Origin of the sequence: Leclercia sp. Colony189, assembly GCF_009740165.1 — a bacterium.
Taxonomy (GTDB): Bacteria; Pseudomonadota; Gammaproteobacteria; order Enterobacterales; family Enterobacteriaceae; genus Enterobacter.
In genome coordinates, this window is record NZ_CP046557.1 from 1,834,223 (window position 1) to 1,859,355 (window position 25,133).

Here is a 25,133-nt window from a genome sequence, read left to right on the forward strand (position 1 = left end):
GTGACCTATGTTTAAATCCCTCTTCGGGTTCCTGCTGGTGCTGGTGGCGACATGTGCCCAGGCCGACCGTATTCGCGATCTCACAAGCGTACAGGGTGTGCGGGAAAACTCACTGATCGGTTACGGTCTGGTTGTGGGGCTTGACGGGACGGGTGACCAGACCACCCAGACGCCGTTCACGACCCAGAGTCTGAATAATATGCTCTCCCAGCTCGGCATCACGGTGCCCGCCGGGACCAACATGCAGCTGAAAAACGTGGCGGCGGTAATGGTCACCGCCTCTTTCCCGGCCTTTGCGCGCCAGGGGCAAACCATCGACGTGGTGGTCTCCTCCATGGGGAATGCGAAAAGCCTGCGCGGCGGGACTCTGCTGATGACCCCCCTGAAAGGGGTAGATAGCCAGGTGTATGCCCTGGCGCAGGGTAATATCCTTGTCGGCGGGGCGGGTGCCTCCGCAGGCGGCAGCAGCGTGCAGGTCAACCAGCTTAACGGCGGCCGTATTACCAACGGGGCGGTTATTGAGCGTGAACTGCCGACCCAGTTCGGCAGCGGCAACACCATTAACCTGCAGCTGAATAATGACGACTTCACTATGGCGCAGCAGATTGCGGACACCATCAACCGCAACCGCGGCTACGGCAGCGCTACCGCGCTGGATGCCCGCACCGTGCAGATCCGCGTCTCCAGCGGCGGCAGTAACCAGGTGCGTCTGCTGGCGGATATCCAGAATATGGAAGTGAACGTCACGCCGCAGGATGCCAAAGTGATCATCAACTCCCGCACCGGCTCGGTGGTGATGAACCGTGAGGTGACGCTGGATAGCTGCGCCGTGGCGCAGGGCAACCTGTCGGTGACCGTCAACCGCTCGGCTAACGTCAGCCAGCCAGATACGCCGTTTGGCGGCGGTGAAACGGTGGTGACGCCGCAGACCCAAATCGATTTGCGTCAGAGCGGCGGCTCGCTGCAGAGCGTGCGCTCCAGCGCCAACCTGAACAACGTGGTACGTGCCCTGAACGCGCTGGGCGCCACCCCGATGGATCTGATGTCGATTCTGCAATCCATGCAGAGCGCGGGCTGCCTGCGCGCCAAACTGGAAATTATCTGATGCTGACCGATAGCAAACTGCTGAGCAGCGCGGCCTGGGATACCCAGTCGCTCAACGAACTGAAGTCTAAAGCGGGTAAAGATCCGGCGGGCAATATCCGCCCGGTTGCCCGCCAGGTGGAGGGGATGTTTGTCCAGATGATGCTGAAAAGCATGCGTGAAGCCCTGCCAAAAGATGGCATCTTCAGCAGCGATTCCACGCGTCTGTACACCAGCATGTATGACCAGCAGATTTCGCAGCAGATGACTGCCGGTAAAGGGTTAGGACTTGCCGATGTGATCGTTAAGCAGATGGCGGCCGCGCAGGGCGTGCCGCCAGAAGAGGCACCGCAGCAGGTGCCGATGAAGTTCGATCTGGAAAGGGTCACCAGCTATCAAAACCAGGCTCTGACGCAGATGGTGCGTAAAGCGGTGCCGAAGGTGCCTGAGAGCAATGATGAACCCCTTACCGGCGACAGCAAAGACTTCCTGGCGCAGCTCTCCCTGCCGGCGCGTCTCGCCAGCCAGCAGAGCGGGGTGCCGCATCACCTGATCCTCGCCCAGGCGGCGCTGGAGTCGGGCTGGGGGCAACGGCAGATCCGTCGTGAGAACGGTGAGCCGAGCTTTAACATCTTTGGGGTGAAGGCCTCGGGGAGCTGGAAAGGGCCGACTACCGAGATCACCACCACCGAGTATGAAAACGGCGAAGCGAAGAAGATCAAAGCCAAATTCCGCGTCTACAGCTCCTATCTCGAGGCACTTTCAGACTATGTCGGCCTGTTGAGTCGTAACCCGCGCTATGCGGCAGTGACCCAGGCCGCGACGGCAGAGCAGGGTGCGCAGGCGTTGCAGAACGCGGGCTATGCCACCGATCCACAGTATGCCCGCAAGCTGACCAGCATGATCCAGCAGCTGAAAGCGATGGGTGAAAAAGTCAGCAAAGCCTACAGCAACGATATCGAAAATCTGTTCTGAAAGTTCTCAAGTCCGGCTGGGGCCTGCCGATAATCTCCAGCAGGACTCGTGTCTGAAAGTATAAAAGGAACCCCCATGTCCAGTTTGATCAACAGCGCCATGAGTGGCCTCAGTGCAGCACAGGCTGCGCTGAATACCGCCAGTAATAACATTTCGAGCTACAACGTGACGGGCTATACCCGTCAGACGACGGTGCTGAGTGCCTCAAACAGCACGCTGACGGGCGGCGGTTGGGTTGGCAACGGCGTGTATGTCTCTGGGGTACAACGCGAATATGATGCATTCATTACCAACCAGCTGCGCACCGCGCAGAACCAGAGCAGTGCCCTGACGACCCGCTACCAGCAGATGTCCAAAATTGACGACATTCTCTCTGGCAGCACCAACAGCCTGGCGACCACCCTGCAGGGTTTCTTTACCAGTCTGCAGACTCTGGTGAGCAACGCCGAAGATCCGGCGGCGCGCCAGACGGTACTGGGCAAGGCTGATGGTCTGGTGAACCAGTTCAAGGTGAACGATCAGTATCTGCGGGATCAGGATAAGCAGATCAACACCGCCATCGGTACCAGCGTTGATCAGATCAACAACTACGCTAAACAGATTGCCAACCTGAACGATCAGATTTCCCGCCTGACCGGCGTGGGTGCGGGCGCATCCCCGAACAATCTGCTCGACCAGCGTGACCAGCTGGTGAGCGAGCTGAACCAGATCGTGGGGGTTGAAGTCTCCGTTCAGGATAGCGGCACCTATAACGTCTCCTTTGGCAATGGCTACAACCTGGTTCAGGGCAGCACCGCTAATCAGCTGGCGGCCGTGAAGTCGAGCGCCGATCCATCCCGCACTACGGTGGCGTTTGTTGACGGCACCTCGGGCCCCGTAGAGATCCCGGAAAAACTGCTGACCAGCGGCTCTCTGGGCGGCATGTTGACTTTCCGTACCCAAGAGCTCGACGCGGCACGTAACACTCTTAACCAGCTGGCGCTCTCTTTCGCTAACGAGATGAACAGCCAACACGCAAAGGGCTTTGATCCAGAAGGTAACGCTGGCGGTGAGTTTTTTAAAATTGGTGCTCCCGCGGTACTGGGAAACACCAAAAATACCGGCTCGGCCTCCGTCACTGCCGCCATTAACGTGGCAGACAGCGCTAAAGTACAGGCTACCGACTACAAGATGGAGTTTGACGGCGGCAGCTGGAAGATCACCCGCCTCTCGGATAAAACCACGGTTAAGCCAGTTGATGACGGCAAAGGTAACTTGTCCTTTGATGGCCTGACGGTGAACGTATCGGGCACGGCGAATAACAAAGACAGCTTTATCGTTAAGCCTGTCGTCAATGCCATCGTCAATATGGATGTGGCGATTAGCGATGAGTCTAAACTGGCGCTGGCGTCTGACGCCACCGGCGGTGAAAGCGATAACCGTAACGGCCAGGCGCTGCTGGATCTGCAAAGTAGCAAAGTGGTCGGCGGCAATAAAACCTTTAATGATGCCTACGCCTCGCTGGTCAGTACCGTCGGCAGCAAAACCGCGACGCTGAAAACCAGCAGCACCACCCAGGCAAACGTGACGACGCAGCTGAGCAACCAGCAGCAGTCGATCTCCGGGGTTAACCTCGATGAAGAGTATGGCAACCTCCAGCGCTACCAGCAGTACTACCTGGCCAATGCCCAGGTGCTGCAAACTGCCAGCACGCTCTTTGACGCGTTAATCAATATTCGCTAAGGCCGAGGTGAACGATGCGTATTAGCACCCAGATGATGTACCAGCAGAACATGCGTGGGATCACCGACTCCCAGAGCAAGTGGCTGAGCTACGGTGAGCAGATGTCCACCGGTAAACGTGTTAACCGTCCTTCTGACGATCCTATCGCTGCGTCTCAGGCGGTAGTATTGTCCCAGGCGCAGGCCCAGAATGACCAGTTCAAGCTGGCCCGCTCTTTTGCTACACAGAAAGTGTCGCTGGAAGAGAACATTTTGGGGCAGGTCACCATAGCGTTGCAGGCTGCGCAGGAAAAGATTGTCTACGCAGGTAATGGCACATTGAGTGATAGCGATCGTAACTCGCTTGCTACCGATCTGCAGGGTATCCGCGATCAGCTGATGAACCTGGCAAACAGCACTGATGGTAATGGACGCTATATTTTTGCAGGTTATAAAACTGATGCGGCGGCATTCGATCAAGCGACCGGGACGTATAACGGCGGTACTACACCAATCAGCCAGCAGGTAGATTCTGCTCGTAGCATGCAAATCAGCCATACAGGTACTGCAGTGTTTGAATCCTTCACCAGCAATGCAGTGCCGGAACCCGCTGGGAGCAGCCAGGAAAAGAATCTTTTCAAAATTTTTGATAGCGCAATTGCAGCATTAAAAGTTCCTGTTGAAGGCGATCAGACGAAGGCCGACCAGTTTGCGGAAGATATCGATAAAGCAAACCGGGGTTTAAGGAATTCCCTTGATAATGTGCTTACCGTGCGCGCCGATCTGGGTGTCAAATTAAATGAGCTCGAATCACTTGATACGCTGGGTAGCGACCGTTCATTAGGCCTGTCGAAGCAGATGAGCGATCTGGTTGATGTCGACTGGAACGCTGCAATTTCCTCCTACACCATGCAGCAGGCGGCGCTTCAGGCATCTTATAAAGCATTCAGCGATATGCAGGGTATATCTCTGTTCCAGTTGAATAAATAACTGACTTGACCTTTTGAACATGGCTTGAAACTGGTTATGTTCTGTATGCCCAATCCGTTTTGCGGATTGGGCTTTTTTTTCAGGAATTTTGCAGGGCCGATGAGCGGGTGCGGACGTTTCCAGTCATACGGATAATCAGCGCCACGCCTGCTGTAAGGGTCGCCAGCGCAATAACGCCCGGCCAACCGGCCATGGTATAGAGCTGACTGCCGAGCGCGGAACCTAACGCCATCCCGATAAACACACCGGTAAAGAGCAGAGCGTTCAGACGGCCACGGGCCTGGGGCTCAAGGCTATAAACCAGGTTCTGGTGAGCCACCAGGCTCGACTGCAGACCGAGATCAAAACCTACCGCGGCAACGGCAATCAGGATCAGCTGGCCCTGTACACCTAATGCCGGCATGAAAAACATCAGGGCGAAGGAGATGGTTACCAGCGCGGCACCCAGCTGAGTGACTTTACCAGCGCCCAGTTTATCCGCCAGACCGCCAGCGAGTGGCGCGGCCAGAGCGCCTGCGGCACCGGCAATGCCATAGCCACCGGCAACGGCGCTGCCAAGACCGTAGTGTTCCATCAGCATCACCGCGAGGGTAGACCAGAAGGCGCTAAAGGCGATGGAGAGAAAACCCTGTGCCAGTGCGGCGCGGCGCAGAGCGGGGTAGCGACGCCACAGGTGTGCCATGGAGCGCATCAGCTGCGGATAACGCAGGTTCGACGGCACCGCGAAGCGGGGCAGAATAAACCACATTACGGCGGCGAGGATCGCAATACTGCCTGCCGCCAGCTGGTACATCACGCGCCAGCCAAAAGCTTCACCTACCACGCCGCTCACCGTACGGGAAAGCAGGATCCCCAGTAACAGGCCGGTCATCACCGTACCGACGGTTTTCCCCTGTTTACCCTCCGGGGCGAGGATCGCCGCAGCCGGAACGATATCCTGCGCCATGGTGGCGGTCATCCCAATCAGCAGGCTGACCAGCAGCAGGGAATGCATCTGAGCCGTCAGGCTACAGGCCAAAAGTAGCAATGCCAGCGCGATGCTTTTCACCACAATCAGGGTGCGGCGGTCATAGCGATCGCCAAGCGGCAGCAGGAAGAGGATCCCCAGCGCATAGCCTGCCTGCGTCAGGGTGGGCACCATCCCCATCCCTTCAATACTGAGATGCAAATCTGCGCCCATCAGCGGCAGTAGCGGCTGAGCATAATAGATGGCGGCGACGCTAAAGCCCGCGCCGATGGCAAGGATGAAAATTACCCAACGGCTGACGGCTGGGCTCAGGGTACTGGAGTTCATATGCAGTTCCTCATTTCGGGTGTGTCGCTATTCTTTATCACCACGCCTTGCGGTGGTAGCGGGCCCGGTGTTAAAACACTTATACGTGTAACGTATAACCGGATTAAAAATGAAACGTTCGGAACGTATAGACCGGGTAGAGCTGATGCGTACTTTTGTGCGCATCGTGGAGACGGGCTCTCTTTCTACCGCAGCGGTGCAGATGGCGACCAGCCAGGCCACCGTCAGCCGTCGTCTGCAATCACTGGAGACGCTGCTGGGCGTGCGCCTGATCCTGCGAACGACACACGCCATGAAGCTGACGGATGACGGCGAACGCTGCTATCAACATGCCCGGCGGGTCATTGACAGCTGGTACGCGCTGGAGGATGAAGTCGGGCAAACAGAAGATGAGCCGGTCGGGGTGCTTCGCGTGCGTGCGCCGCATGCCTTTGGACAGGAGCAGTTGCTGGAGCCATTAACGGCGTTCCTGCTGCGCTATCCACGACTCAATGTGGAGTGGATGCTCAACGACCGCTCGGCTGATTTTTTAAGTGACAATATCGACTGCGCTATCCGGGTAGGGGCGGAGATCGACCCGGCTACGGTGTCGGTATTGCTGGCCGAGGTGCCGCGCAGCATTGTGGCGTCACCCGAGCTGCTGGCACGGTTTGCGCCAATAGAAAAACCGGAAGATCTCTCCGCACTGCCCTGGGTGGCGCTCAATACTTTTTATCGTCAGCATGTTGAACTGTTCAGTGCGGAAGCCGCACAACCGCTGCGGGTGGCTATCTCCCCGCGCTTGAGTACCGACAGCCTCTACGTAGCGCGTAAAAGCGCGCTCACCGGGCTGGGTGTTGCCGTGGTCTCAAGCTGGACTGTCGAAGCGGATATCCGTGAGGGCAGGCTGATTCATCTGGTGCCTGACTGGCAGCCCGCCGCGTTGCCGGTTCATCTTGTCTATCCCTGGTCTCGCTACTATCCGGCGCGACTGCGTCGTTTTCTGGAGATGATGAGAGAGGTGATGCCTGAAATCGCAGGGATGCGCAGGCCAGAACAGAGGCAATAAAAAAGCCGACCCGAAGGTCGGCTTTTGCGCTTAAGCAGGCTTATTCAGCCGGCTGTGGGCGCGTGGCTGGCGCAGTGGCGTGATGGGTGGCGCTGTGCCCCCCCGCAGAGCCTTTACCGTCAAATTCAAATGCCGGACGTACCCAGTCACTCTGGCGCGGCGCTTCCGGAACATATTCCGGTGCCGGCGCACGGGTCATCGGAGCCGTCGCGTGATGGGCTTCAGCGTGAACCTGAGCGGCTGGCGCTGGCTTCACTGCAGGAACCGGCTTCACTTCTGGCTCGTCGACGTGAGCGACGTCAGTGACTTCAGGTTCCACTTCAGCGGCCTCAACCGGTTCAACATCGATTTCAATCTCAGGTTGAACTTCCGTTTCTACTTCAACTTCCACGACCGGCTGCGGCTCGACGGCTGCTTCGGTGGTTTCAGTCGTTTCAACGGCAGCGGCTTGTTCGACAGCAGGTTCAGCTACGGCAGCGTCCTCTGCAATCTGCTTCGCGACGACCGCATCGTCAGGAGTGACGATCTGCGGCTGTTCTGTCACTGGCGCAGTAATCACTTCCGGATGTGAAGTTTCAACTTCAGCCACCTGCGGCTCTGGGATCACAACGGCAGCAGCGTCAGCGATCGCTTCAACTTCGACTGGCGCAACAGGGAGCGCAGTTTCCTGAGCGACGGTCTGCTCTTCAAACTGTGGCTCCTGAGGGCGAGCTACCGGATAACGGATCCAGGCTTTACCTGATGCCATTTCTGGGGAGGCACAGGCAATAGCCAGCGGCATTGGCGACTGCAGCGGATAACGCTCGTCACGATAACGACGGCGACGCTGACCACTCACGCGCAGGTGACGCGGAGAGCGGCGTGAACGGCGAGGCATGCCGGCGTTTTCACGGCCTTCAGCATTTTCTTCCTGCTCAGGTGCGTTTTCAATCACCGCAGGCAGATCAACTTTAGCCAGCTCGGTACGCTGTGCAGGCTCGGCCTGTGGTGCGATCGCTTCAACCGCAGCTTCTTCAGCCTGAGACTGGAAACGCACTTTCTGGTTCATCTGACGCTGCTTACGGCGCGGCATCACCTGAACGCGTTCTTCCTGTTCAGTATCCTGAGCGGTCTCTTCGTCGCGATTCAGCGCTTTAACTTCCTGCTGGGCCTGACGTTTGTCATCGTTACGACGACGGTTACGTTCGCGGCGCGGCTGCTGCTCATCACGCTGTCTGCCTTTGTCAGACTCTTCGCTGACCGGCTGGCGAATTTCACGCTCTTCCGCGTTCTGCTGCGGCTTCTCGCGGCGGTTGCGACGGTTTTCGTCACGTCCTTCACGGCGCTCGCGACCTTCGCGGTTATCACGATTGTCACGGCTTTCGCTGCCTTCACGGCCTTCGTTGCTCTCTGAACGGTTATCGCGGCGCTCATTGCGGTCACGACGGTTGTTCTGACGCTTACGACGATCCGGGGAACGCTCCTGTTTCTCTTCTTTCTTCTCAACCGGTGCCGGGGCAGGCTGCGGCTCTTCACCCGCGAACATCTTCTTCAGCGCACTGAGGAAGCGGCTCAGCAGACCAGGCTGTTCAGCCGGTTGGCTCACTTCTGCCGCCGGTTTGGCTGCAGGTTTAGCCGCCACGGTCTCCTGCGCTGGCGCAGGCGGTGCTTCTGGCATCACAAACGCTGCCAGTGCAGGCTGTTCAGGCAGTTTACGCTCTGAGTACTCTTCCTCGGACGGCAGCGCCATCGCCTCTTCATGCAGCTTAGGCAGCATGTAGCTCAGGGTGGAGGTCTCTTCGCCTTTGCGCACGCGCAGCACGGAGTAGTGCGGGGTCTGCATCTGATCGTTAGGCACGATCACGCAGCGTACACCGCCCAGACGGGCTTCGATCGCACTTACCGCGGCACGTTTTTCGTTCAGCAGGTAGGAGGCAATCGGCACAGGCACAATGGCGTGAACTTCTTTGGTGTTCTCTTTCAGCGCCTCTTCTTCGATAAGACGCAGGATAGAGAGGGACAGCGATTCGTTGTCACGCACGGTGCCGGTACCGCTACAGCGTGGGCAGACGTGGTGGCTGGATTCACCCAGTGACGGGCTCAGACGCTGGCGGGACATCTCCAGCAGGCCAAAACGGGAAATATGGCTGATCTGGATACGTGCACGATCCTGACGCACCGCTTCACGCAGGCGGTTTTCCACCGCGCGCTGGTGACGTACCGGCGTCATGTCGATGAAGTCGATAACGATCAGGCCGCCCAGGTCACGCAGACGCAGCTGGCGGGCAATCTCATCGGCCGCTTCCAGGTTGGTGTTGAAGGCCGTCTCTTCGATATCGCCACCGCGGGTTGCACGGGCGGAGTTGATGTCGATGGCGGTCAGCGCTTCGGTGCTGTCGATAACGATAGAACCACCGGATGGCAGACGGACTTCACGCTGGAAGGCGGATTCAATCTGCGATTCAATCTGGTAGTGGCTGAACAGCGGGATCTCACCGGTGTACAGTTTGATTTTGCTGGTGAAATCGGGACGACCCAGCGCAGCGATATGCTGGCGGGCCAGCTCAAGCACTTTCGGGTTATCAATCAGAATTTCGCCAATGTCCTGACGCAGATAGTCGCGGAAGGCACGCACGATAACGTTGCTTTCCTGGTGGATCAGGAACGGAGCAGGGCGGCTTTCAGCGGCTTTCTGAATCGCTTCCCAGTGCTTCAGACGGAAGCCCAGGTCCCACTGCAGCGCTTCGGCAGATTTGCCCACGCCTGCGGTACGGACAATCAGACCCATGCCGTCTGGCAGCTCCAGGCTTGCCAGCGCCTCTTTCAGTTCGGTACGGTCGTCCCCTTCGATACGGCGAGAGATACCTCCCGCACGCGGGTTGTTTGGCATCAGCACGAGGTAGCTGCCTGCCAGGCTGATAAAGGTAGTCAGTGCAGCGCCTTTGTTGCCGCGCTCTTCTTTATCAATCTGGACAATAACTTCCTGACCTTCGCGCAGAACATCTTTGATGTTAGGACGGCCATGGGCATTATAGTTGGAAGGGAAGTACTCGCGAGCGATCTCTTTCAGCGGGAGGAAACCATGACGCTCGGCACCGTAATCGACAAATGCGGCTTCAAGGCTGGGTTCAATGCGGGTGATTTTGCCTTTGTAAATGTTCGCTTTTTTCTGTTCGTGTCCGGGACTTTCGATATCCAGATCGTACAGACGCTGCCCATCCACAAGGGCGACACGCAACTCTTCTTGCTGAGTTGCGTTGATTAACATTCTTTTCATCGTAACTTACTCATTATTCTTACATTGACGACTAAGCTGCGGGCAAGGTGACGCTTTCCGGGGTATGAACCGATGGCCTCGTGTCTATTCACGTCGCCAACCTCACGGTTGTCGCTCGCTTAAGAGGCGCAAAGTGTCGGTTGCCTGTATTTCATACGGAAATACAGCGCGATTATCAGGGGAATAGCCTGGGTAAAACTCTCCAGAGAAGATTCCATTTACCGGTAAGTACTGCAACCCGCAGCCCGCTAACTGTCTGAAAGATCAATACGTCTTACGCCATTGCTGCGTGGATGATCGGTCAGACAAAATTGGTCATTCCGTCGAGATCCTTACAAAACCCGGATTTAACGCGGAAAACAGCAGCATTATTCCATTGCTAACCGGGTTATAGCAAGATGACTTTTGCCAATTATCACCCGGTTACTCACAGTTTTTTCACTTCTCTCATACGATTGGTTTAATAACCATCAAATCGATTGCGTGAATGAAACAGTAACCGGGTAAAACTAAATATAAGCATAGAAAAATGAGTGGCGCTAATGGCTGCCGATAATTAGAATCGCCCCCCATGAAAACAGAGACTCCAGCCGTAAAAATGGTTGCCATTACCGATGATGAAGCGGGGCAACGTATCGACAACTTTTTGCGCACCCAACTGAAGGGTGTGCCAAAGAGTATGATTTATCGCATCTTGCGTAAGGGTGAGGTGCGTGTGAATAAGAAGCGCATCAAACCCGAGTACAAACTGGAAGCGGGTGATGAAGTGCGCATCCCGCCCGTGCGCGTAGCTGAGCGGGAAGAGGAGGCGGTGTCGCCGCATCTGAATAAAGTCGCCGCGCTGACGGAGGTGATCTTATATGAAGACGATCATATCCTGGTGCTCAACAAACCCTCCGGCATAGCCGTTCACGGCGGCAGCGGATTGAGCTTCGGCGTGATCGAAGGCCTACGCGCGCTGCGTCCCGAAGCCCGCTTCCTTGAACTGGTTCATCGCCTTGACCGCGACACCTCCGGCGTACTGCTGGTGGCGAAAAAGCGTTCGGCGCTGCGTTCGCTGCATGAACAGCTGCGTGAGAAGGGGATGCAGAAGGATTACCTCGCGCTGGTGCGCGGCCAGTGGCAGTCCCATGTCAAAGTGGTCCAGGCGCCGCTACTGAAAAACATTCTGCAAAGCGGTGAGCGTATCGTTCGCGTGAGTCAGGAAGGCAAACCGTCTGAAACCCGCTTCAAAGTCGAAGAGCGTTATGAATTCGCTACCCTGGTGCGCTGCAGTCCTGTGACCGGTCGTACTCATCAGATCCGTGTTCACACCCTGCATGCAGGTCACCCCATCGCCTTCGACGATCGCTATGGCGACCGTGAGTTTGATAAGCAGCTGGCGGGTACGGGCTTGTCTCGTCTGTTTCTGCATGCCGCCGCGCTGAAGTTTACCCATCCGGGTACCGGCGAGGTGATGCGTATCGAAGCGCCTATGGATGAGCATCTGAAGCGCTGCCTTAAAGTTCTGCGCGGTTAATTGCCGGGTGGCGCTGCGCTTACCCGGCCTGGGAAACCGTAGGCCCGTGCAAGCGTAGCGCCGCCGGGCGAAGCAGTAGGCTAGGCCATTAACGGGTTGTAATGCTCCCGACGCAGCATCTGGCACAGCGCAATCAGCGGTAATCCCACCAGCGTGTTCGGGTCGCGCCCGTCCAGCCTCTCAAACAATGCAATCCCCAGCCCTTCGCTCTTAAAGCTGCCCGCGCAGTTTAACGGACGCTCTTTACGGACGTAGTCATCAATCTCTTGTTCGCTGAGATGGCGGAAGTGCACGTCGAAGGGCTCACATTCCGTCTGCAAATGGCCTGTTGAGCTGTTATAGAGAGCAAGGCCGGTATAGAACGTGACGATATTGCCGCGGGCTTTCAACAGCTGCTGACGCGCCTTCTCTTCGGTATGCGGTTTACCCGTGATAGCGCCATCCAGGACGCAAACCTGATCGGAACCTATAATAAGATGGTCAGGAAATTGCGCTGCCAGGCTTTTTGCTTTTTCCTGCGCCAGACGTACCACCAGATGCCGTGGCGATTCACCGGGTTGTGGGCTTTCATCCACGTTCGGCGCGGCGCATTCAAAGGGTACGCCAAGCTTTTCCAGCAACACGCGGCGGTAGGGTGAAGTCGAGGCGAGAATAAGATTTGGCATATTTTTTTCACCAGATATAGCGTATCGATGCCAGCCATTTTAAACTACAGGCCGCAATGTGTGCGAATAATTGGCAAAAGGCAGCCTGAGGTTGCCTTTTTCTTTGACTCTATGACGTTACAAAGTTAATATGCGCGCCCTATGCAAAAGGTAAAATTACCCCTGACTCTTGATCCGGTTCGTACGGCTCAAAAACGCCTCGATTACGAAGGTATTTATACCCGTGACCAGGCTGAACGTATTGCCGAATCCGTAGTCAGTGTGGACAGTGATGTGGAATGCTCCATGTCGTTCGCTATCGATAACCAGCGCCTCGCCGTATTAACCGGTGATGCAAAGGTTTCGGTTACGCTCGAGTGTCAGCGTTGCGGGAAACCGTTCCCACTTCATGTTCACACAACATATTGTTTCAGTCCGGTTCGTTCAGACGAACAGGCTGAAGCACTCCCGGAAGCGTATGAGCCGATTGAGGTTAACGAATTCGGTGAAATCGATCTGCTGGCGTTAGTTGAAGATGAAATCATCCTCGCTCTGCCAGTGGTTCCGGTGCATGATTCTGAACACTGTGAAGTGTCCGAGGCGGACATGGTCTTTGGGGAACTGCCTGATGAAGCGCAAAAACCAAACCCATTTGCCGTATTAGCCAGCTTAAAGCGTAAGTAATTAAGGAGTAAGGTCCATGGCCGTACAACAGAATAAACCAACCCGTTCCAAACGTGGCATGCGTCGTTCCCATGACGCGCTGACCGCAGTTACCAGCCTGTCTGTAGACAAGACTTCTGGTGAAAAACACCTGCGTCACCACATCACTGCTGACGGTTTCTACCGCGGCCGCAAGGTTATCACTAAGTAATCACGCGTTTGCGTGATTAGGCTTAGTGAGGGTTTCCCCGTGCAAACGGGGATATACCGAACCAGGCTGCGACGATACCTTGACACGTCTAACCCTGGCGTTAGATGTCATGGGGGGCGATTTTGGCCCTTCCGTGACAGTGCCTGCAGCATTGCAGGCACTGAACTCTAATTCGCAACTCGCTCTCCTTTTAGTCGGTAATCCCGACGCTATCACGCCATTACTCGCAAAAGCTGACTTCGAACAACGTTCACGTCTGCAGATTATTCCTGCCCAGTCAGTTATTGCCAGTGATGTCCGGGCCTCACAGGCGATCCGCAGCAGCCGCGGAAGTTCAATGCGCATCGCGCTTGAACTGGTTAAAGAGGGCCGCGCACAAGCCTGCGTCAGCGCCGGCAATACCGGCGCGTTGATGGGGTTAGCAAAATTACTGCTCAAACCGATTGAAGGTATTGAGCGTCCCGCGCTGGTGACGGTACTGCCGCATCAGCAGAAGGGCAAAACGGTAGTGCTGGATTTAGGCGCGAACGTCGATTGCGACAGCGTTATGCTGGCGCAGTTTGCCGTCATGGGCTCGGTGCTGGCAGAGGAAGTGGTGGGGATTTCTCATCCCCGCGTTGCCTTATTAAATATTGGCGAAGAAGAGACCAAGGGTCTCGACAGCATCCGTGATGCAGCGGAGTGGCTAAAAAAAGAGCACTCCATCAACTATATTGGATATCTCGAAGCCAACGAATTATTGACCGGGAAGACGGATGTACTGGTGTGTGACGGCTTTACAGGAAACGTTACATTAAAAACCATGGAAGGGGTGGTGAGGATGTTTCTTTCTCTGCTTAAATCGCAGGGAGAGGGTAAAAAAAGGTCATGGTGGCTGATTTTATTAAAGCGTTGGTTACAAAAGAGCCTGGCGCGGCGATTCAGTCACCTCAACCCCGACCAGTATAATGGCGCCTGTCTGTTAGGATTGCGCGGCATTGTGATTAAGAGTCACGGTGCGGCCAATCAGCGAGCGTTTACCGTCGCCATTGAACAGGCAGTGCAGGCGGTGCAGCGACAAGTCCCACAGCGGATTGCCGCTCGCCTGGGATCTGTATTAGCAAAAAGTGACTGAGCGTACATGTATACGAAGATTTTAGGTACCGGCAGCTATCTGCCAAAGCAAGTGCGAACCAACGCCGATCTGGAAAAAATGGTAGATACGTCTGACGAGTGGATCGTCACACGTACAGGTATCCGCGAACGTCGTATTGCCGCGCCAGATGAAACAGTTTCCACCATGGGCTATGAAGCCGCCCAGCGCGCGCTGGAAATGGCGGGTGTCGATAAAGACGACATCGGTCTGATTATCGTTGCGACCACTTCCGCCACGCATGCCTTCCCAAGCGCTGCGTGCCAGGTGCAAAACATGCTGGGCATTAAAGGCTGCCCGGCGTTTGACGTTGCCGCTGCCTGCGCAGGCTTTACCTATGCGCTGAGCATTGCCGATCAATATGTAAAATCTGGCGCAGTGAAATATGCGCTGGTCATCGGCGCGGATGTTCTGGCTCGCACCTGCGATCCAAACGATCGCGGGACGATCATTATTTTTGGTGATGGTGCGGGGGCTGTCCTGTTAGGACAATCTGAAGAGCCGGGCATCATCTCAACGCATCTGCATGCTGACGGTCGCTACGGCGAACTGTTAACGCTGCCAAATGCGGATCGTGTCAACCCGGACAGCGCCATCTACCTGACTATGGCAGGTAACGAAGTCTTCAAAGTGGCAGTGACCGAACTGGCACACATCGTTGACGAGACGCTGGAAGCCAATAATCTGGAGCGTTCCGCTCTTGACTGGCTGGTGCCGCATCAGGCTAACCTGCGCATTATCAGCGCCACAGCCAAGAAACTCGGCATGTCGATGGATAACGTTGTGGTGACGCTGGATCGTCATGGCAATACGTCTGCAGCATCAGTACCGTGCGCGTTTGACGAAGCGGTGCGCGATGGACGAATTCAACGGGGCCAACTGGTCTTGCTCGAGGCCTTCGGTGGCGGTTTCACCTGGGGTTCTGCGCTGGTTCGTTTCTAGAAAGGATAAAAAAAATGACGCAATTTGCTTTTGTATTCCCCGGCCAGGGTTCTCAGGCCGTGGGAATGTTATCTGGATTGGCGGAGCAGTTTCCGGTAATCGAAGAGACTTTTCGTGAAGCTTCTGATGCGCTGGGCTACGACCTTTGGGCGCTGACCCAGCAAGGGCCAGCCGAAGAGCTGAATAAAACCTGGCAGACGCAGCCTGCGTTGCTGACCGCATCGGTCGCACTGTGGCGCGTATGGCAGCAGCAGGGTGGCAAAACGCCAGCGCTGTTGGCCGGTCACAGCCTGGGTGAGTATTCTGCGCTGGTTTGTGCGGGTGTGATTGCGTTTGCGGATGCTGTGCGTCTGGTTGAGATGCGCGGCAAATTCATGCAGGAAGCGGTGCCGGAAGGCACGGGCGGCATGTCAGCCATTATTGGTCTGGATGATGCTTCTATCGCAAAAGCGTGTGAAGAATCCGCAGAAGGCCAGGTCGTTTCACCGGTGAACTTCAACTCCCCGGGCCAGGTGGTTATCGCCGGCCATAAAGAGGCGGTTGAGCGTGCAGGCGCAGCCTGTAAAGCCGCGGGCGCCAAACGTGCGCTGCCGCTGCCGGTGAGCGTACCGTCCCACTGCGCGCTGATGAAGCCTGCTGCAGACAAGCTGGCCGTTGAGCTGGAAAAAATCACCTTCAGCGCACCGACCATTTCAGTGGTCAATAACGTTGATGTGCAATGTGAAACCGCGCCTGAGGCCATCCGCCACGCGCTGGTTCGCCAGCTCTACAGCCCGGTTCAGTGGACGAAAACCGTTGAATTTATGGCAGCGCAGGGCGTAGAGCATCTGTATGAAGTGGGCCCGGGTAAGGTCCTCACCGGTCTGACTAAACGTATTGTTGATACCCTGACTGCATCGGCGATTAACGAGCCTGAAGCACTGTCAGCGGCACTTGCGCAGTAAGAAGAGGAATACCATGAGTTTTGAAGGAAAAATCGCACTGGTCACCGGCGCAAGCCGTGGTATTGGTCGTGCTATCGCTGAAACCCTCGTCGCGCGTGGCGCGACAGTGATCGGCACCGCTACCAGCGAAAATGGCGCGCAGGCTATTAGTGACTATCTGGGAGCGAACGGTAAAGGTCTGATGTTGAATGTGACCGATCCGGCATCTATCGAATCTGTTCTGGGAAATATTCGCGCAGAATTTGGCGAAGTGGATATTCTGGTCAATAATGCCGGAATCACTCGTGACAACTTACTGATGCGAATGAAAGATGATGAGTGGAACGATATTATCGAAACCAACCTGTCATCTGTGTTCCGTCTGTCAAAAGCGGTAATGCGAGCTATGATGAAGAAGCGTCATGGGCGTATTATCACTGTCGGTTCTGTGGTTGGTACCATGGGAAATGCTGGTCAGGCAAACTACGCTGCGGCGAAAGCAGGCCTGATCGGTTTCAGTAAGTCGCTGGCGCGCGAAGTTGCGTCCCGCGGAATTACTGTAAACGTTGTTGCTCCGGGCTTTATTGAAACGGACATGACGCGTGCGCTGACCGATGAGCAGCGTGCGGGTACGCTGGCGGCAGTTCCAGCGGGTCGTTTAGGCGACCCTAAAGAAATCGCCAGCGCGGTTGCATTTTTAGCCTCTGACGAAGCGAGTTACATCACTGGTGAGACTCTCCACGTCAACGGCGGAATGTACATGGTTTAATCACGATCGAAAATATTTGCGTTATTGGGGGCATTGGCCTCAAAATAACGTAAAATCGTGGTAAGACCTGCCGGGATTTAGTTGCAAATTTTTCAACATTTTATACACTACGAAAACCATCGCGAAAGCGAGTTTTGATAGGAAATTTAAGAGTATGAGCACTATCGAAGAACGCGTTAAGAAAATTATCGGCGAACAGCTGGGCGTTAAGCAGGAAGAAGTGACCAACAATGCTTCTTTCGTTGAAGACCTGGGCGCAGATTCTCTTGACACCGTTGAGCTGGTAATGGCTCTGGAAGAAGAGTTTGATACTGAGATTCCGGACGAAGAAGCTGAGAAAATCACCACCGTTCAGGCTGCCATTGATTACATCAACGGTCACCAGGCGTAAGTGAACATCTCCAGGCGGTCATTCGACCGCCTGAGTTTTTTCTTTTGTAGTCCCTCGTTTTTCTTTTTTTATCCCTCCCTGGAGGACAAGCGTGTCTAAGCGTCGTGTAGTTGTGACCGGACTTGGCATGTTATCTCCTGTCGGCAATACCGTAGAGTCCACCTGGAAAGCTCTCCTTGCCGGTCAGAGTGGCATTAGCCTAATCGACCATTTCGATACTAGCGCCTATGCAACGAAATTTGCTGGCTTAGTAAAGGATTTTAACTGTGAAGAGATCATCTCGCGCAAAGAACAGCGCAAGATGGATGCCTTCATTCAATATGGAATTGTCGCTGGCGTTCAGGCCATGCAGGATTCTGGCCTTGAAATTACGGAAGAGAACGCAACCCGTATTGGCGCCGCTATTGGCTCCGGGATTGGCGGCCTTGGCTTAATTGAGGAAAACCATAGCTCTTTAGTCAATGGTGGTCCACGTAAGATTAGCCCGTTCTTCGTTCCGTCAACGATTGTTAACATGGTGGCAGGTCACCTGACCATCATGTATGGCCTGCGCGGTCCAAGCATTTCGATTGCAACTGCCTGTACGTCTGGTGTGCACAACATCGGCCAGGCGGCGCGTATGATTGCCTATGGCGATGCTGACGCGATGGTTGCTGGTGGGGCAGAAAAAGCCAGCACCCCATTGGGTGTGGGCGGTTTCGGTGCAGCGCGTGCGCTGTCTACCCGCAACGATAATCCTCAGGCGGCGAGCCGTCCGTGGGATAAAGACCGTGATGGTTTTGTGCTGGGTGACGGTGCCGGTATGGTCGTACTTGAAGAGTACGAGCATGCGAAGAAACGCGGCGCGAAAATTTATGCAGAAGTCGTTGGCTTCGGCATGAGCAGCGATGCCTATCACATGACCTCTCCGCCGGAGAATGGCGCAGGTGCTGCGCTGGCCATGGTTAACGCTATCCGTGATGCGGGTATCGAGCCGGGTCAGATTGGCTATGTGAACGCGCACGGTACCTCAACGCCTGCGGGCGATATCGCTGAAGCGCAGGCCGTTAAGTCTGTGTTTGGCGATGCAGCCCGCCGCGTCATGGTCAGCTCAACCAAATCCATGACCGGTCACCTGCTGGGTGCGGCGGGTGCAGTAGAGTCTATCTACTCCATCCTTGCGCTGCGCGACCAGGCTGTTCCGCCAACCATCAACCTGGATAATCCGGATGAAGGTTGCGATCTGGACTTCGTTCCGCACGAAGCGCGTCAGGTCAGCGGTATGGAGTACACCCTGTGTAACTCCTTCGGCTTTGGCGGCACCAACGGCTCTCTGATCTTTAAAAAGGTCTGACGCTAACCAGTCGTTAGTGCAGTAAAAAAAGGTCCGCTTGTCGGGCCTTTTTTATTCGGTTTTCTTCCCTTGTCCAGAGCCATCCTTCCTGCCAGACTATTCGACCATCTTAAAGGAGCCACCATGTTCTTGATAAATGGTATAAAGCAGGCACAGCTTCCGGCGAGTGACCGGGCGATTCAGTTTGGTGACGGCTGCTTCACAACGGCCCGCATTGTCGAAGGCAGGGTCTGTTTGCTTGAGGCACATCTGCAACGATTGCGGACGGCCTGTGAAAAACTGTTCATTCCCTTTGTCCAGTGGGCAGCGTTAGAAAATGAAATGACAGGCCAGGCGCAGGGCGTCGATCGGGGCGTATTAAAAGTCATTATTACCCGGGGAAGCGGCGGAAGAGGATACAGCGCGTCTGGCTGCCTGGATCCGGCTCGCATTCTGTCGGTATCAGCCTGGCCTGCCCATTACGATCGCTGGCGCAAGGAAGGCATTACCCTGGCATTAAGCCCGGTGAGGCTGGGACGTAATCCGCAGCTTGCGGGGATAAAACACCTCAACCGGCTTGAGCAAGTGCTGATTCGCTCCCATCTTGAACAGACCGACGCCGATGAAGCGCTGGTTCTTGACAGCGAAGGGTTCATTACGGAATGCTGTGCGGCGAATTTATTCTGGCGGCAGGGTAAGGATGTGTTTACCCCCTGTCTGGATCAGGCTGGCGTTAACGGCCTGATGCGGCAGTTTTGTCTGCGGCAACTGGCGCACTCCGGATTTCGCGTGGTCGAAGTGCAGGCGCGCGAGGCTGCGCTGACCGATGCTGACGAGATCGTCGTATGCAATGCGCTGATGCCTGTTGTGCCGGTGCGCCAGTATGGTTCTCACCATTTTACATCGCGTGAGTTGTACTCGTTTTTAGCCCCTCTGTGTGAGCAAACCAGATAGTCATGAAGAAAATGTTGCGCTTTATTCTCCTCGTCGTTGTCGTGCTGGGCATTGCCGCTGGCGTGGGGATGTGGAAAGTTCGCCAGCTGGCGGAGAGCAAAATCCTGATCGCCGACGAGACGGTATTTACCCTGAAACCCGGTACCGGACGGCTGGCGCTGGGTGAGCAGCTGTACGGCGACAAGATCATTAACCGCCCGCGGGTATTCCAGTGGTTATTACGCGTGCAGCCGGAGCTGTCGCATTTTAAAGCCGGTACGTACCGCTTTACGCCAGGAATGACTGTGAAGGAGATGCTGGAGCTGCTTGAAAGCGGTAAAGAGGCGCAGTTCCCGCTGCGTTTTGTCGAAGGGATGCGTCTTAGCGACTACCTGAAGCAGCTGCGCGATGCGCCCTACATCAAGCATACGTTGCCGGACGACAGCTATGCCGCCGTCGCCGAGGCCCTGAAATTTGAGCATCCTGACAGGATAGAGGGTTGGTTCTGGCCCGATACCTGGATGTACACCGCGGGCACCACCGATGTAGCACTCTTGCAGCGTGCGCATAAAAAGATGGTTGCAGCCGTGGATAAAGCCTGGGAAGGGCGGATGGAAAACCTGCCGTATAAAGATCAGAACCAGTTCGTGACCATGGCCTCTATCGTCGAGAAAGAGACGGCGGTCGCCAGCGAACGCGATCAGGTGGCCTCTGTGTTTATCAATCGTCTGCGTATCGGTATGCGGCTGCAGACTGACCCTACGGTGATTTACGGGATGGGTGAGAACTACAAGGGCAACATTTCGCGTAAAGATCTCGAAACCCCAACGGATTATAATACCTATGTCATTAGCGGATTACCCCCGGGGCCGATCGCCACGCCGGGTCAGGCATCGCTGAATGCCGCCGCGCATCCGGCCAAAACGCCGTATCTCTATTTCGTCGCTGACGGAAAGGGTGGACATACTTTTAACACCAATCTTGCCGGTCATAATCGTTCGGTCCAGGACTATCTGAAGGCACTTAAGGAAAAAAATGCGCAGTAACTACATCGTCATTGAGGGGCTGGAAGGCGCCGGGAAAACCACCGCACGCGATACGGTCGTCGAGACGCTAAAACAGTGCGGCATCGAAGAGATGATCTTCACCCGCGAACCGGGCGGCACACAGCTGGCGGAAAAACTGCGTAGTCTGGTGCTGGACATTAAATCGGTCGGCGATGAAGTCATTACGGATAAAGCCGAAGTCATGATGTTCTACGCCGCGCGTGTCCAGCTGGTCGAAACCGTCATCAAACCTGCGCTGGCGCGTGGGTGCTGGGTCATCGGCGACCGCCACGATCTCTCCACCCAGGCTTACCAGGGCGGTGGCCGCGGCATTGACCAGACGATGCTCGCCACGCTGCGCGATGCGGTGCTGGGGGATTTCCGCCCGAACCTGACGCTCTATCTCGACGTGACGCCAGAAGTGGGCCTGAAGCGCGCCCGCGCCCGTGGCGAACTGGATCGTATTGAGCAGGAGTCGCTGGACTTCTTCAACCGTACCCGCGCCCGCTATCTTGAGCTGGCCGCGCAGGACAGCACCATCCGCACCATCGACGCCACCCAGCCACTGGAAGCGGTGATGGACGCCATTCGTAAAACGGTCACCGACTGGCTGAAGGAACAACAGGCATGAAATGGTATCCATGGTTGCGCCCGCACTTAGAACAGCTGGTGAACAGCTATCAGTCCGGTCGGGGGCATCATGCGTTACTGATCCAGTCGCTGCCGGGAATGGGCGATGATGCGCTGATCTACGCTATCAGCCGTTTTCTGATGTGCCAGCAACCCCAGGGGCATAAAAGCTGTGGCCAGTGCCGCGGCTGTCAGTTGATGCAGGCGCAGACGCACCCGGATTATTACGCGCTTGAGCCAGAGAAGGGCAAAACGACGCTGGGTATTGATGCGGTTCGCGCGGTCAGCGAGAAGCTCTACGAGCGCGCGCGGCTTGGCGGGGCGAAAGTGGTCTGGGTCAAGGATGCCGCCCAGCTGACCGAAGCTGCGGCCAACGCGCTGTTAAAAACCCTGGAAGAGCCGCCGGAAAATACCTGGTTCCTGATGGCCTGCCGTGAGCCCGGACGGTTGCTGGCGACTCTCCGAAGCCGCTGTCGCTTGCATCATCTCAACGTGCCGCAGGAGGCGTGGGCTATCAGCTGGCTTGCGCGAGAAGTGACAACGTCACAAGAAGCTGCGCTCAGCGCGCTGCGTTTGTGCGGCGGCGCGCCTGCAGCCGCGCTGGCGCTGTTGCAGCCCAACGTCTGGGGACAACGCGAACAGCTTTGCCAGGCGCTTGGGGCTGTACCTGACAGTGGTGACTGGATGAGTCTGCTGCCGGTGCTCAATCATGAACAGGCGCCCGATCGTCTGCACTGGCTGGCGGCATTGTTGCTGGATGCCCTTAAAATTCAGCAGGGGGCGACCTTGATCAGCAATGCTGATGCCTGGCAGCTGGTAAACAGCCTCGCCCGGCGCCTGCCTGGTGTGTCATTACGGGCTATCCTTCATGACGTATGCCAGTGTCGCGAACAATTACTCAGCGTAACGGGGCTGAATCGGGAGCTTGTGCTGACCGACCTGTTACTCACTATCGAGCATTACCTGCAACCGGGCACAACGCTGCCTGTATCCCATCTCTGAGAGAGACATTATGTTTTTAGTCGACTCACACTGCCATCTTGATGGCCTGGATTATCAATCCCTGCATAAAAACGTCGATGACGTGCTGGAAAAAGCCGCAGCCCGCGATGTGAAATTTTGTCTGGCGGTCGCCACGACGTTACCGGGCTACCGCACCATGCGTGAGCTGGTGGGCGTGCGCGACAATGTCGTTTTCTCCTGCGGCGTGCATCCGCTGAACCAGGATGAGGCCTATGATGTCGAGGATTTACGCCGTCTGGCGGCAGAAGAGGGCGTCGTCGCGATGGGTGAAACCGGGCTGGACTATTTTTACACTCCGGAAACGAAAGCCCGTCAGCAGGAATCATTCCGCGATCATATCCGTATTGGCCGGGAGCTGAACAAGCCAGTGATTGTCCACACCCGCGATGCCCGTGCCGATACGCTGGCGATCCTGTCAGAAGAAAAGGTGACGGATTGTGGTGGCGTACTACACTGTTTCACTGAAGACAGAGAAACAGCGGGCAAACTGCTGGATTTGGGTTTTTATATCTCGTTTTCCGGGATCGTGACGTTCCGTAACGCAGAGCAGCTTCGCGACGCTGCGCGATACGTCCCGCTCGATCGCCTGCTGGTGGAGACAGATTCCCCTTATCTGGCACCGGTACCGCACCGCGGTAAAGAGAACCAACCCGCGATGGTACGGGATGTGGCCGAGTATATGGCCGTTTTGAAAGGCGTCGATGTTGAAGAACTGGCACGCATTACCACTCATAACTTCGCCAGTCTGTTTCACATTGACCCCTCCCGCCTGCAATCAGTATGATTCGTCAGTTTTTTTTGGGCTCGTAATTAATAGCTAAAGCGAGTAAAGTTCACCGCCCAAACAGGGGCGGTGAATGCGTTTCTGGTAACATTTAGACATCTATTTTGTAAAAATCTGAAAGTTTTTCAGGTAACGAACGCTGAAACGTGATAGCCGTCAAACAAAGATCCGCAGATTTATTTTACTCTGCGTAATAAATAAAGGGCGCTTAGATGTCCTGTCCACGGCACGGTTCTCCCCCCGGGCCAATGCGTGAAAACGTAAAAAAAGCACAAATACTCAGGAGCACTCTCAATTATGTTTAAGAATGCATTTGCTAACCTGCAGAAGGTCGGTAAATCGCTGATGCTGCCGGTATCCGTACTGCCTATCGCAGGTATTCTGCTGGGCGTCGGTTCTGCAAACTTCAGCTGGCTGCCAGCCGTAGTTTCTCATGTGATGGCGGAAGCAGGCGGTTCTGTTTTTGCTAATATGCCACTGATCTTCGCCATCGGCGTTGCGCTTGGCTTCACCAATAACGACGGCGTATCTGCGCTGGCCTCTGTCGTTGCCTACGGCATCATGGTTAAAACCATGGCTGTGGTTGCACCTCTGGTGCTGCACTTACCACCGGAAGAGATCGCTGCTAAACACCTGGCTGACACCGGGGTTCTGGGCGGTATCATCTCGGGTGCTATTGCGGCGTATATGTTTAACCGCTTCTATCGCATCAAGCTCCCTGAGTATCTGGGCTTCTTTGCCGGTAAGCGTTTTGTTCCAATCATCTCTGGCCTGGCGGCGATCTTCACGGGTGTGATCCTCTCCTTCATCTGGCCACCGATTGGTTCCGCTATCCAGACCTTCTCTCAGTGGGCGGCTTACCAGAACCCGGTTGTGGCGTTTGGTATCTACGGCTTCATCGAGCGTTGCCTGGTGCCGTTTGGTCTGCACCACATCTGGAACGTTCCTTTCCAGATGCAGATCGGCGAATTCACCAACGCTGCGGGTCAGGTCTTCCACGGCGATATCCCACGCTACATGGCAGGCGACCCAACCGCAGGCAAACTGTCTGGCGGCTTCCTGTTCAAAATGTACGGCCTGCCGGCTGCTGCGATTGCAATCTGGCACTCTGCTAAACCAGAGAACCGTGCAAAAGTGGGCGGTATCATGATCTCCGCAGCGCTGACCTCGTTCCTGACCGGTATCACCGAGCCGATCGAGTTCTCCTTCATGTTCGTTGCGCCGATCCTGTACATTATCCACGCGATTCTGGCTGGCCTGGCGTTCCCAATCTGTATCCTGCTGGGTATGCGTGACGGTACTTCCTTCTCGCACGGTCTGATCGACTTTATCGTCCTGTCCGGTAACAGCAGCAAACTGTGGCTGTTCCCAATCGTTGGTGCGGGCTACGCGGTGCTGTACTACACCATCTTCCGTGTGCTGATCAAAGCGCTGGACCTGAAAACACCAGGTCGTGAAGATGCAACAGAAGACAGCAAAGCGGGTGCGACCAGCGAAATGGCTCCGGCACTGGTTGCAGCCTTCGGCGGTAAAGAGAACATCACTAACCTGGACGCATGTATCACTCGTCTGCGTGTTAGCGTTGCCGATGTTGCGAAAGTTGACCAGCCGGGTCTGAAAAAACTGGGCGCAGCTGGCGTAGTTGTTGCAGGTTCCGGTGTACAGGCTATCTTCGGTACTAAATCCGATAACCTGAAAACCGAAATGGATGAGTACATCCGCAGCAACTAAGTTGTGACCTGGGGAGACTAAGGCAGCCGAATGGCTGCCTTTTTTATATCTGTAGTTTGTGGCATGCCGGGTGGCGCTACACTTACCCGGCCTACAAAGGCAACAACCGCACGAACCGTAGGCCGGGTAAGGCG

23 protein-coding genes are annotated in these 25,133 nt (G+C 55.8%); 20 read left to right on the forward strand and 3 right to left on the reverse strand.

From position 1 onward, the window contains the following. Positions 1-7 precede the first annotated feature (7 nt). The 4 genes from GNG29_RS08630 to flgL all read left to right on the forward strand — a co-directional run bounded on the left by GNG29_RS08630 (position 8) and on the right by flgL (position 4,748). Positions 8-1,105, forward strand: coding sequence for a flagellar basal body P-ring protein FlgI (locus GNG29_RS08630; protein ID WP_103179080.1), 1,098 nt, complete (start codon positions 8-10; stop codon positions 1,103-1,105). After that, positions 1,105-2,058 (forward strand): flagellar assembly peptidoglycan hydrolase FlgJ, encoded by a 954-nt coding sequence (flgJ, locus tag GNG29_RS08635; RefSeq protein WP_103179081.1) that lies wholly within the window; start codon positions 1,105-1,107, stop codon positions 2,056-2,058. The genes GNG29_RS08630 and flgJ overlap by 1 nt, the downstream gene beginning before the upstream one ends. Before the next feature lie 75 nt (positions 2,059-2,133). Continuing rightward, the gene (gene flgK / locus GNG29_RS08640; RefSeq protein WP_156654276.1) at positions 2,134-3,780 is read left to right on the forward strand and encodes a flagellar hook-associated protein FlgK; all 1,647 of its coding nucleotides are present in this window, start codon (positions 2,134-2,136) and stop codon (positions 3,778-3,780) included. A 14-nt stretch (positions 3,781-3,794) separates the two neighbouring features. Then, positions 3,795-4,748: a flagellar hook-associated protein FlgL gene (gene flgL, locus GNG29_RS08645; protein ID WP_156654277.1), complete on the forward strand. Its 954-nt coding sequence runs from the start codon at positions 3,795-3,797 to the stop codon at positions 4,746-4,748. 79 nt (positions 4,749-4,827) lie between these two features. Here flgL and GNG29_RS08650 read toward each other — a convergent pair whose 3' ends face one another. Continuing rightward, a complete protein-coding gene (locus GNG29_RS08650) occupies positions 4,828-6,042 on the reverse strand; it encodes an MFS transporter (RefSeq protein ID WP_156654278.1) in 1,215 nt (404 codons plus the stop codon). A 109-nt stretch (positions 6,043-6,151) separates the two neighbouring features. On the opposite strand from GNG29_RS08650, the gene GNG29_RS08655 reads away from it, so the two are divergent. Continuing rightward, positions 6,152-7,090, forward strand: coding sequence for a LysR family transcriptional regulator (locus GNG29_RS08655; RefSeq protein WP_156654279.1), 939 nt, complete (start codon positions 6,152-6,154; stop codon positions 7,088-7,090). Between the two features lie 40 nt (positions 7,091-7,130). Here GNG29_RS08655 and rne read toward each other — a convergent pair whose 3' ends face one another. Continuing rightward, positions 7,131-10,346 (reverse strand): ribonuclease E, encoded by a 3,216-nt coding sequence (rne, locus tag GNG29_RS08660; protein ID WP_156654280.1) that lies wholly within the window; start codon positions 10,344-10,346, stop codon positions 7,131-7,133. Between the two features lie 571 nt (positions 10,347-10,917). Here rne and rluC point away from each other — a divergent pair. Beyond that, the gene (rluC, locus tag GNG29_RS08665; protein ID WP_103179087.1) at positions 10,918-11,865 is read left to right on the forward strand and encodes a 23S rRNA pseudouridine(955/2504/2580) synthase RluC; all 948 of its coding nucleotides are present in this window, start codon (positions 10,918-10,920) and stop codon (positions 11,863-11,865) included. Between the two features lie 80 nt (positions 11,866-11,945). On the opposite strand, the gene GNG29_RS08670 is transcribed toward rluC, so the two are convergent. Further along, positions 11,946-12,530: a nucleoside triphosphate pyrophosphatase gene (locus GNG29_RS08670; protein ID WP_156654281.1), complete on the reverse strand. Its 585-nt coding sequence runs from the start codon at positions 12,528-12,530 to the stop codon at positions 11,946-11,948. Between the two features lie 141 nt (positions 12,531-12,671). Between GNG29_RS08670 and yceD the strand changes: the two genes are divergently transcribed. The 14 genes from yceD to ptsG all read left to right on the forward strand — a co-directional run bounded on the left by yceD (position 12,672) and on the right by ptsG (position 24,999). Then, positions 12,672-13,193: a 23S rRNA accumulation protein YceD gene (yceD, locus tag GNG29_RS08675; protein WP_103179089.1), complete on the forward strand. Its 522-nt coding sequence runs from the start codon at positions 12,672-12,674 to the stop codon at positions 13,191-13,193. Positions 13,194-13,209: 16 nt separating this feature from the next. Continuing rightward, a complete protein-coding gene (gene rpmF, locus GNG29_RS08680) occupies positions 13,210-13,383 on the forward strand; it encodes a 50S ribosomal protein L32 (protein ID WP_003857964.1) in 174 nt (57 codons plus the stop codon). A 79-nt stretch (positions 13,384-13,462) separates the two neighbouring features. Continuing rightward, positions 13,463-14,497 (forward strand): phosphate acyltransferase PlsX, encoded by a 1,035-nt coding sequence (gene plsX / locus GNG29_RS08685; protein WP_201304714.1) that lies wholly within the window; start codon positions 13,463-13,465, stop codon positions 14,495-14,497. 6 nt (positions 14,498-14,503) lie between these two features. Then, positions 14,504-15,457 (forward strand): beta-ketoacyl-ACP synthase III, encoded by a 954-nt coding sequence (locus GNG29_RS08690; RefSeq protein WP_103179091.1) that lies wholly within the window; start codon positions 14,504-14,506, stop codon positions 15,455-15,457. 14 nt (positions 15,458-15,471) lie between these two features. Continuing rightward, the gene (fabD, locus tag GNG29_RS08695) at positions 15,472-16,401 is read left to right on the forward strand and encodes an ACP S-malonyltransferase (protein ID WP_103179092.1); all 930 of its coding nucleotides are present in this window, start codon (positions 15,472-15,474) and stop codon (positions 16,399-16,401) included. 13 nt (positions 16,402-16,414) lie between these two features. Beyond that, a complete protein-coding gene (fabG, locus tag GNG29_RS08700) occupies positions 16,415-17,149 on the forward strand; it encodes a 3-oxoacyl-ACP reductase FabG (RefSeq protein ID WP_103179093.1) in 735 nt (244 codons plus the stop codon). A gap of 154 nt (positions 17,150-17,303) precedes the next feature. Further along, complete coding sequence (gene acpP, locus GNG29_RS08705) at positions 17,304-17,540, forward strand: acyl carrier protein (protein WP_000103754.1); 237 nt, start codon at positions 17,304-17,306, stop codon at positions 17,538-17,540. A gap of 91 nt (positions 17,541-17,631) precedes the next feature. After that, positions 17,632-18,873: a beta-ketoacyl-ACP synthase II gene (gene fabF, locus GNG29_RS08710; RefSeq protein ID WP_103179094.1), complete on the forward strand. Its 1,242-nt coding sequence runs from the start codon at positions 17,632-17,634 to the stop codon at positions 18,871-18,873. 123 nt (positions 18,874-18,996) lie between these two features. Beyond that, positions 18,997-19,806, forward strand: a complete 810-nt coding sequence (gene pabC / locus GNG29_RS08715; RefSeq protein ID WP_156654282.1) for an aminodeoxychorismate lyase — start codon at positions 18,997-18,999, stop codon at positions 19,804-19,806. 2 nt (positions 19,807-19,808) lie between these two features. Beyond that, positions 19,809-20,831, forward strand: a complete 1,023-nt coding sequence (gene yceG / locus GNG29_RS08720; protein WP_103179096.1) for a cell division protein YceG — start codon at positions 19,809-19,811, stop codon at positions 20,829-20,831. Beyond that, positions 20,821-21,462, forward strand: coding sequence for a dTMP kinase (gene tmk, locus GNG29_RS08725; RefSeq protein ID WP_156654283.1), 642 nt, complete (start codon positions 20,821-20,823; stop codon positions 21,460-21,462). The genes yceG and tmk overlap by 11 nt, the downstream gene beginning before the upstream one ends. Beyond that, positions 21,459-22,463: a DNA polymerase III subunit delta' gene (gene holB / locus GNG29_RS08730; RefSeq protein ID WP_156654284.1), complete on the forward strand. Its 1,005-nt coding sequence runs from the start codon at positions 21,459-21,461 to the stop codon at positions 22,461-22,463. The genes tmk and holB overlap by 4 nt, the downstream gene beginning before the upstream one ends. 10 nt (positions 22,464-22,473) lie before the next feature. Beyond that, positions 22,474-23,268 carry a metal-dependent hydrolase gene (locus tag GNG29_RS08735; protein ID WP_103179099.1) on the forward strand — a complete coding sequence of 265 codons (795 nt, stop codon included), beginning with the start codon at positions 22,474-22,476 and terminating at the stop codon, positions 23,266-23,268. Between the two features lie 297 nt (positions 23,269-23,565). Then, on the forward strand, positions 23,566-24,999 hold the full coding sequence (gene ptsG, locus GNG29_RS08740; protein WP_156654285.1) for a PTS glucose transporter subunit IIBC: 1,434 nt from the start codon (positions 23,566-23,568) through the stop codon (positions 24,997-24,999). Positions 25,000-25,133 lie beyond the last annotated feature (134 nt).

What these genes read in the sequence shown, in the direction of transcription:
- GNG29_RS08630 (WP_103179080.1), top strand. Translation starts at nt 8, where the DNA reads ATGTTTAAATCCCTCTTCGGGTTCCTGCTGGTGCTGGTGGCGACATGT.
- tmk (WP_156654283.1), top strand. Translation starts at nt 20,821, where the DNA reads ATGCGCAGTAACTACATCGTCATTGAGGGGCTGGAAGGCGCCGGGAAA.
- rluC (WP_103179087.1), top strand. Translation starts at nt 10,918, where the DNA reads ATGAAAACAGAGACTCCAGCCGTAAAAATGGTTGCCATTACCGATGAT.
- GNG29_RS08670 (WP_156654281.1), bottom strand. Translation starts at nt 12,530, where the DNA reads ATGCCAAATCTTATTCTCGCCTCGACTTCACCCTACCGCCGCGTGTTG.
- flgL (WP_156654277.1), top strand. Translation starts at nt 3,795, where the DNA reads ATGCGTATTAGCACCCAGATGATGTACCAGCAGAACATGCGTGGGATC.
- yceG (WP_103179096.1), top strand. Translation starts at nt 19,809, where the DNA reads ATGAAGAAAATGTTGCGCTTTATTCTCCTCGTCGTTGTCGTGCTGGGC.
- holB (WP_156654284.1), top strand. Translation starts at nt 21,459, where the DNA reads ATGAAATGGTATCCATGGTTGCGCCCGCACTTAGAACAGCTGGTGAAC.
- GNG29_RS08650 (WP_156654278.1), bottom strand. Translation starts at nt 6,042, where the DNA reads ATGAACTCCAGTACCCTGAGCCCAGCCGTCAGCCGTTGGGTAATTTTC.
- flgK (WP_156654276.1), top strand. Translation starts at nt 2,134, where the DNA reads ATGTCCAGTTTGATCAACAGCGCCATGAGTGGCCTCAGTGCAGCACAG.
- rne (WP_156654280.1), bottom strand. Translation starts at nt 10,346, where the DNA reads ATGAAAAGAATGTTAATCAACGCAACTCAGCAAGAAGAGTTGCGTGTC.
- flgJ (WP_103179081.1), top strand. Translation starts at nt 1,105, where the DNA reads ATGCTGACCGATAGCAAACTGCTGAGCAGCGCGGCCTGGGATACCCAG.
- ptsG (WP_156654285.1), top strand. Translation starts at nt 23,566, where the DNA reads ATGTTTAAGAATGCATTTGCTAACCTGCAGAAGGTCGGTAAATCGCTG.
- rpmF (WP_003857964.1), top strand. Translation starts at nt 13,210, where the DNA reads ATGGCCGTACAACAGAATAAACCAACCCGTTCCAAACGTGGCATGCGT.
- pabC (WP_156654282.1), top strand. Translation starts at nt 18,997, where the DNA reads ATGTTCTTGATAAATGGTATAAAGCAGGCACAGCTTCCGGCGAGTGAC.
- acpP (WP_000103754.1), top strand. Translation starts at nt 17,304, where the DNA reads ATGAGCACTATCGAAGAACGCGTTAAGAAAATTATCGGCGAACAGCTG.
- fabD (WP_103179092.1), top strand. Translation starts at nt 15,472, where the DNA reads ATGACGCAATTTGCTTTTGTATTCCCCGGCCAGGGTTCTCAGGCCGTG.
- GNG29_RS08735 (WP_103179099.1), top strand. Translation starts at nt 22,474, where the DNA reads ATGTTTTTAGTCGACTCACACTGCCATCTTGATGGCCTGGATTATCAA.
- fabG (WP_103179093.1), top strand. Translation starts at nt 16,415, where the DNA reads ATGAGTTTTGAAGGAAAAATCGCACTGGTCACCGGCGCAAGCCGTGGT.
- GNG29_RS08655 (WP_156654279.1), top strand. Translation starts at nt 6,152, where the DNA reads ATGAAACGTTCGGAACGTATAGACCGGGTAGAGCTGATGCGTACTTTT.
- GNG29_RS08690 (WP_103179091.1), top strand. Translation starts at nt 14,504, where the DNA reads ATGTATACGAAGATTTTAGGTACCGGCAGCTATCTGCCAAAGCAAGTG.
- yceD (WP_103179089.1), top strand. Translation starts at nt 12,672, where the DNA reads ATGCAAAAGGTAAAATTACCCCTGACTCTTGATCCGGTTCGTACGGCT.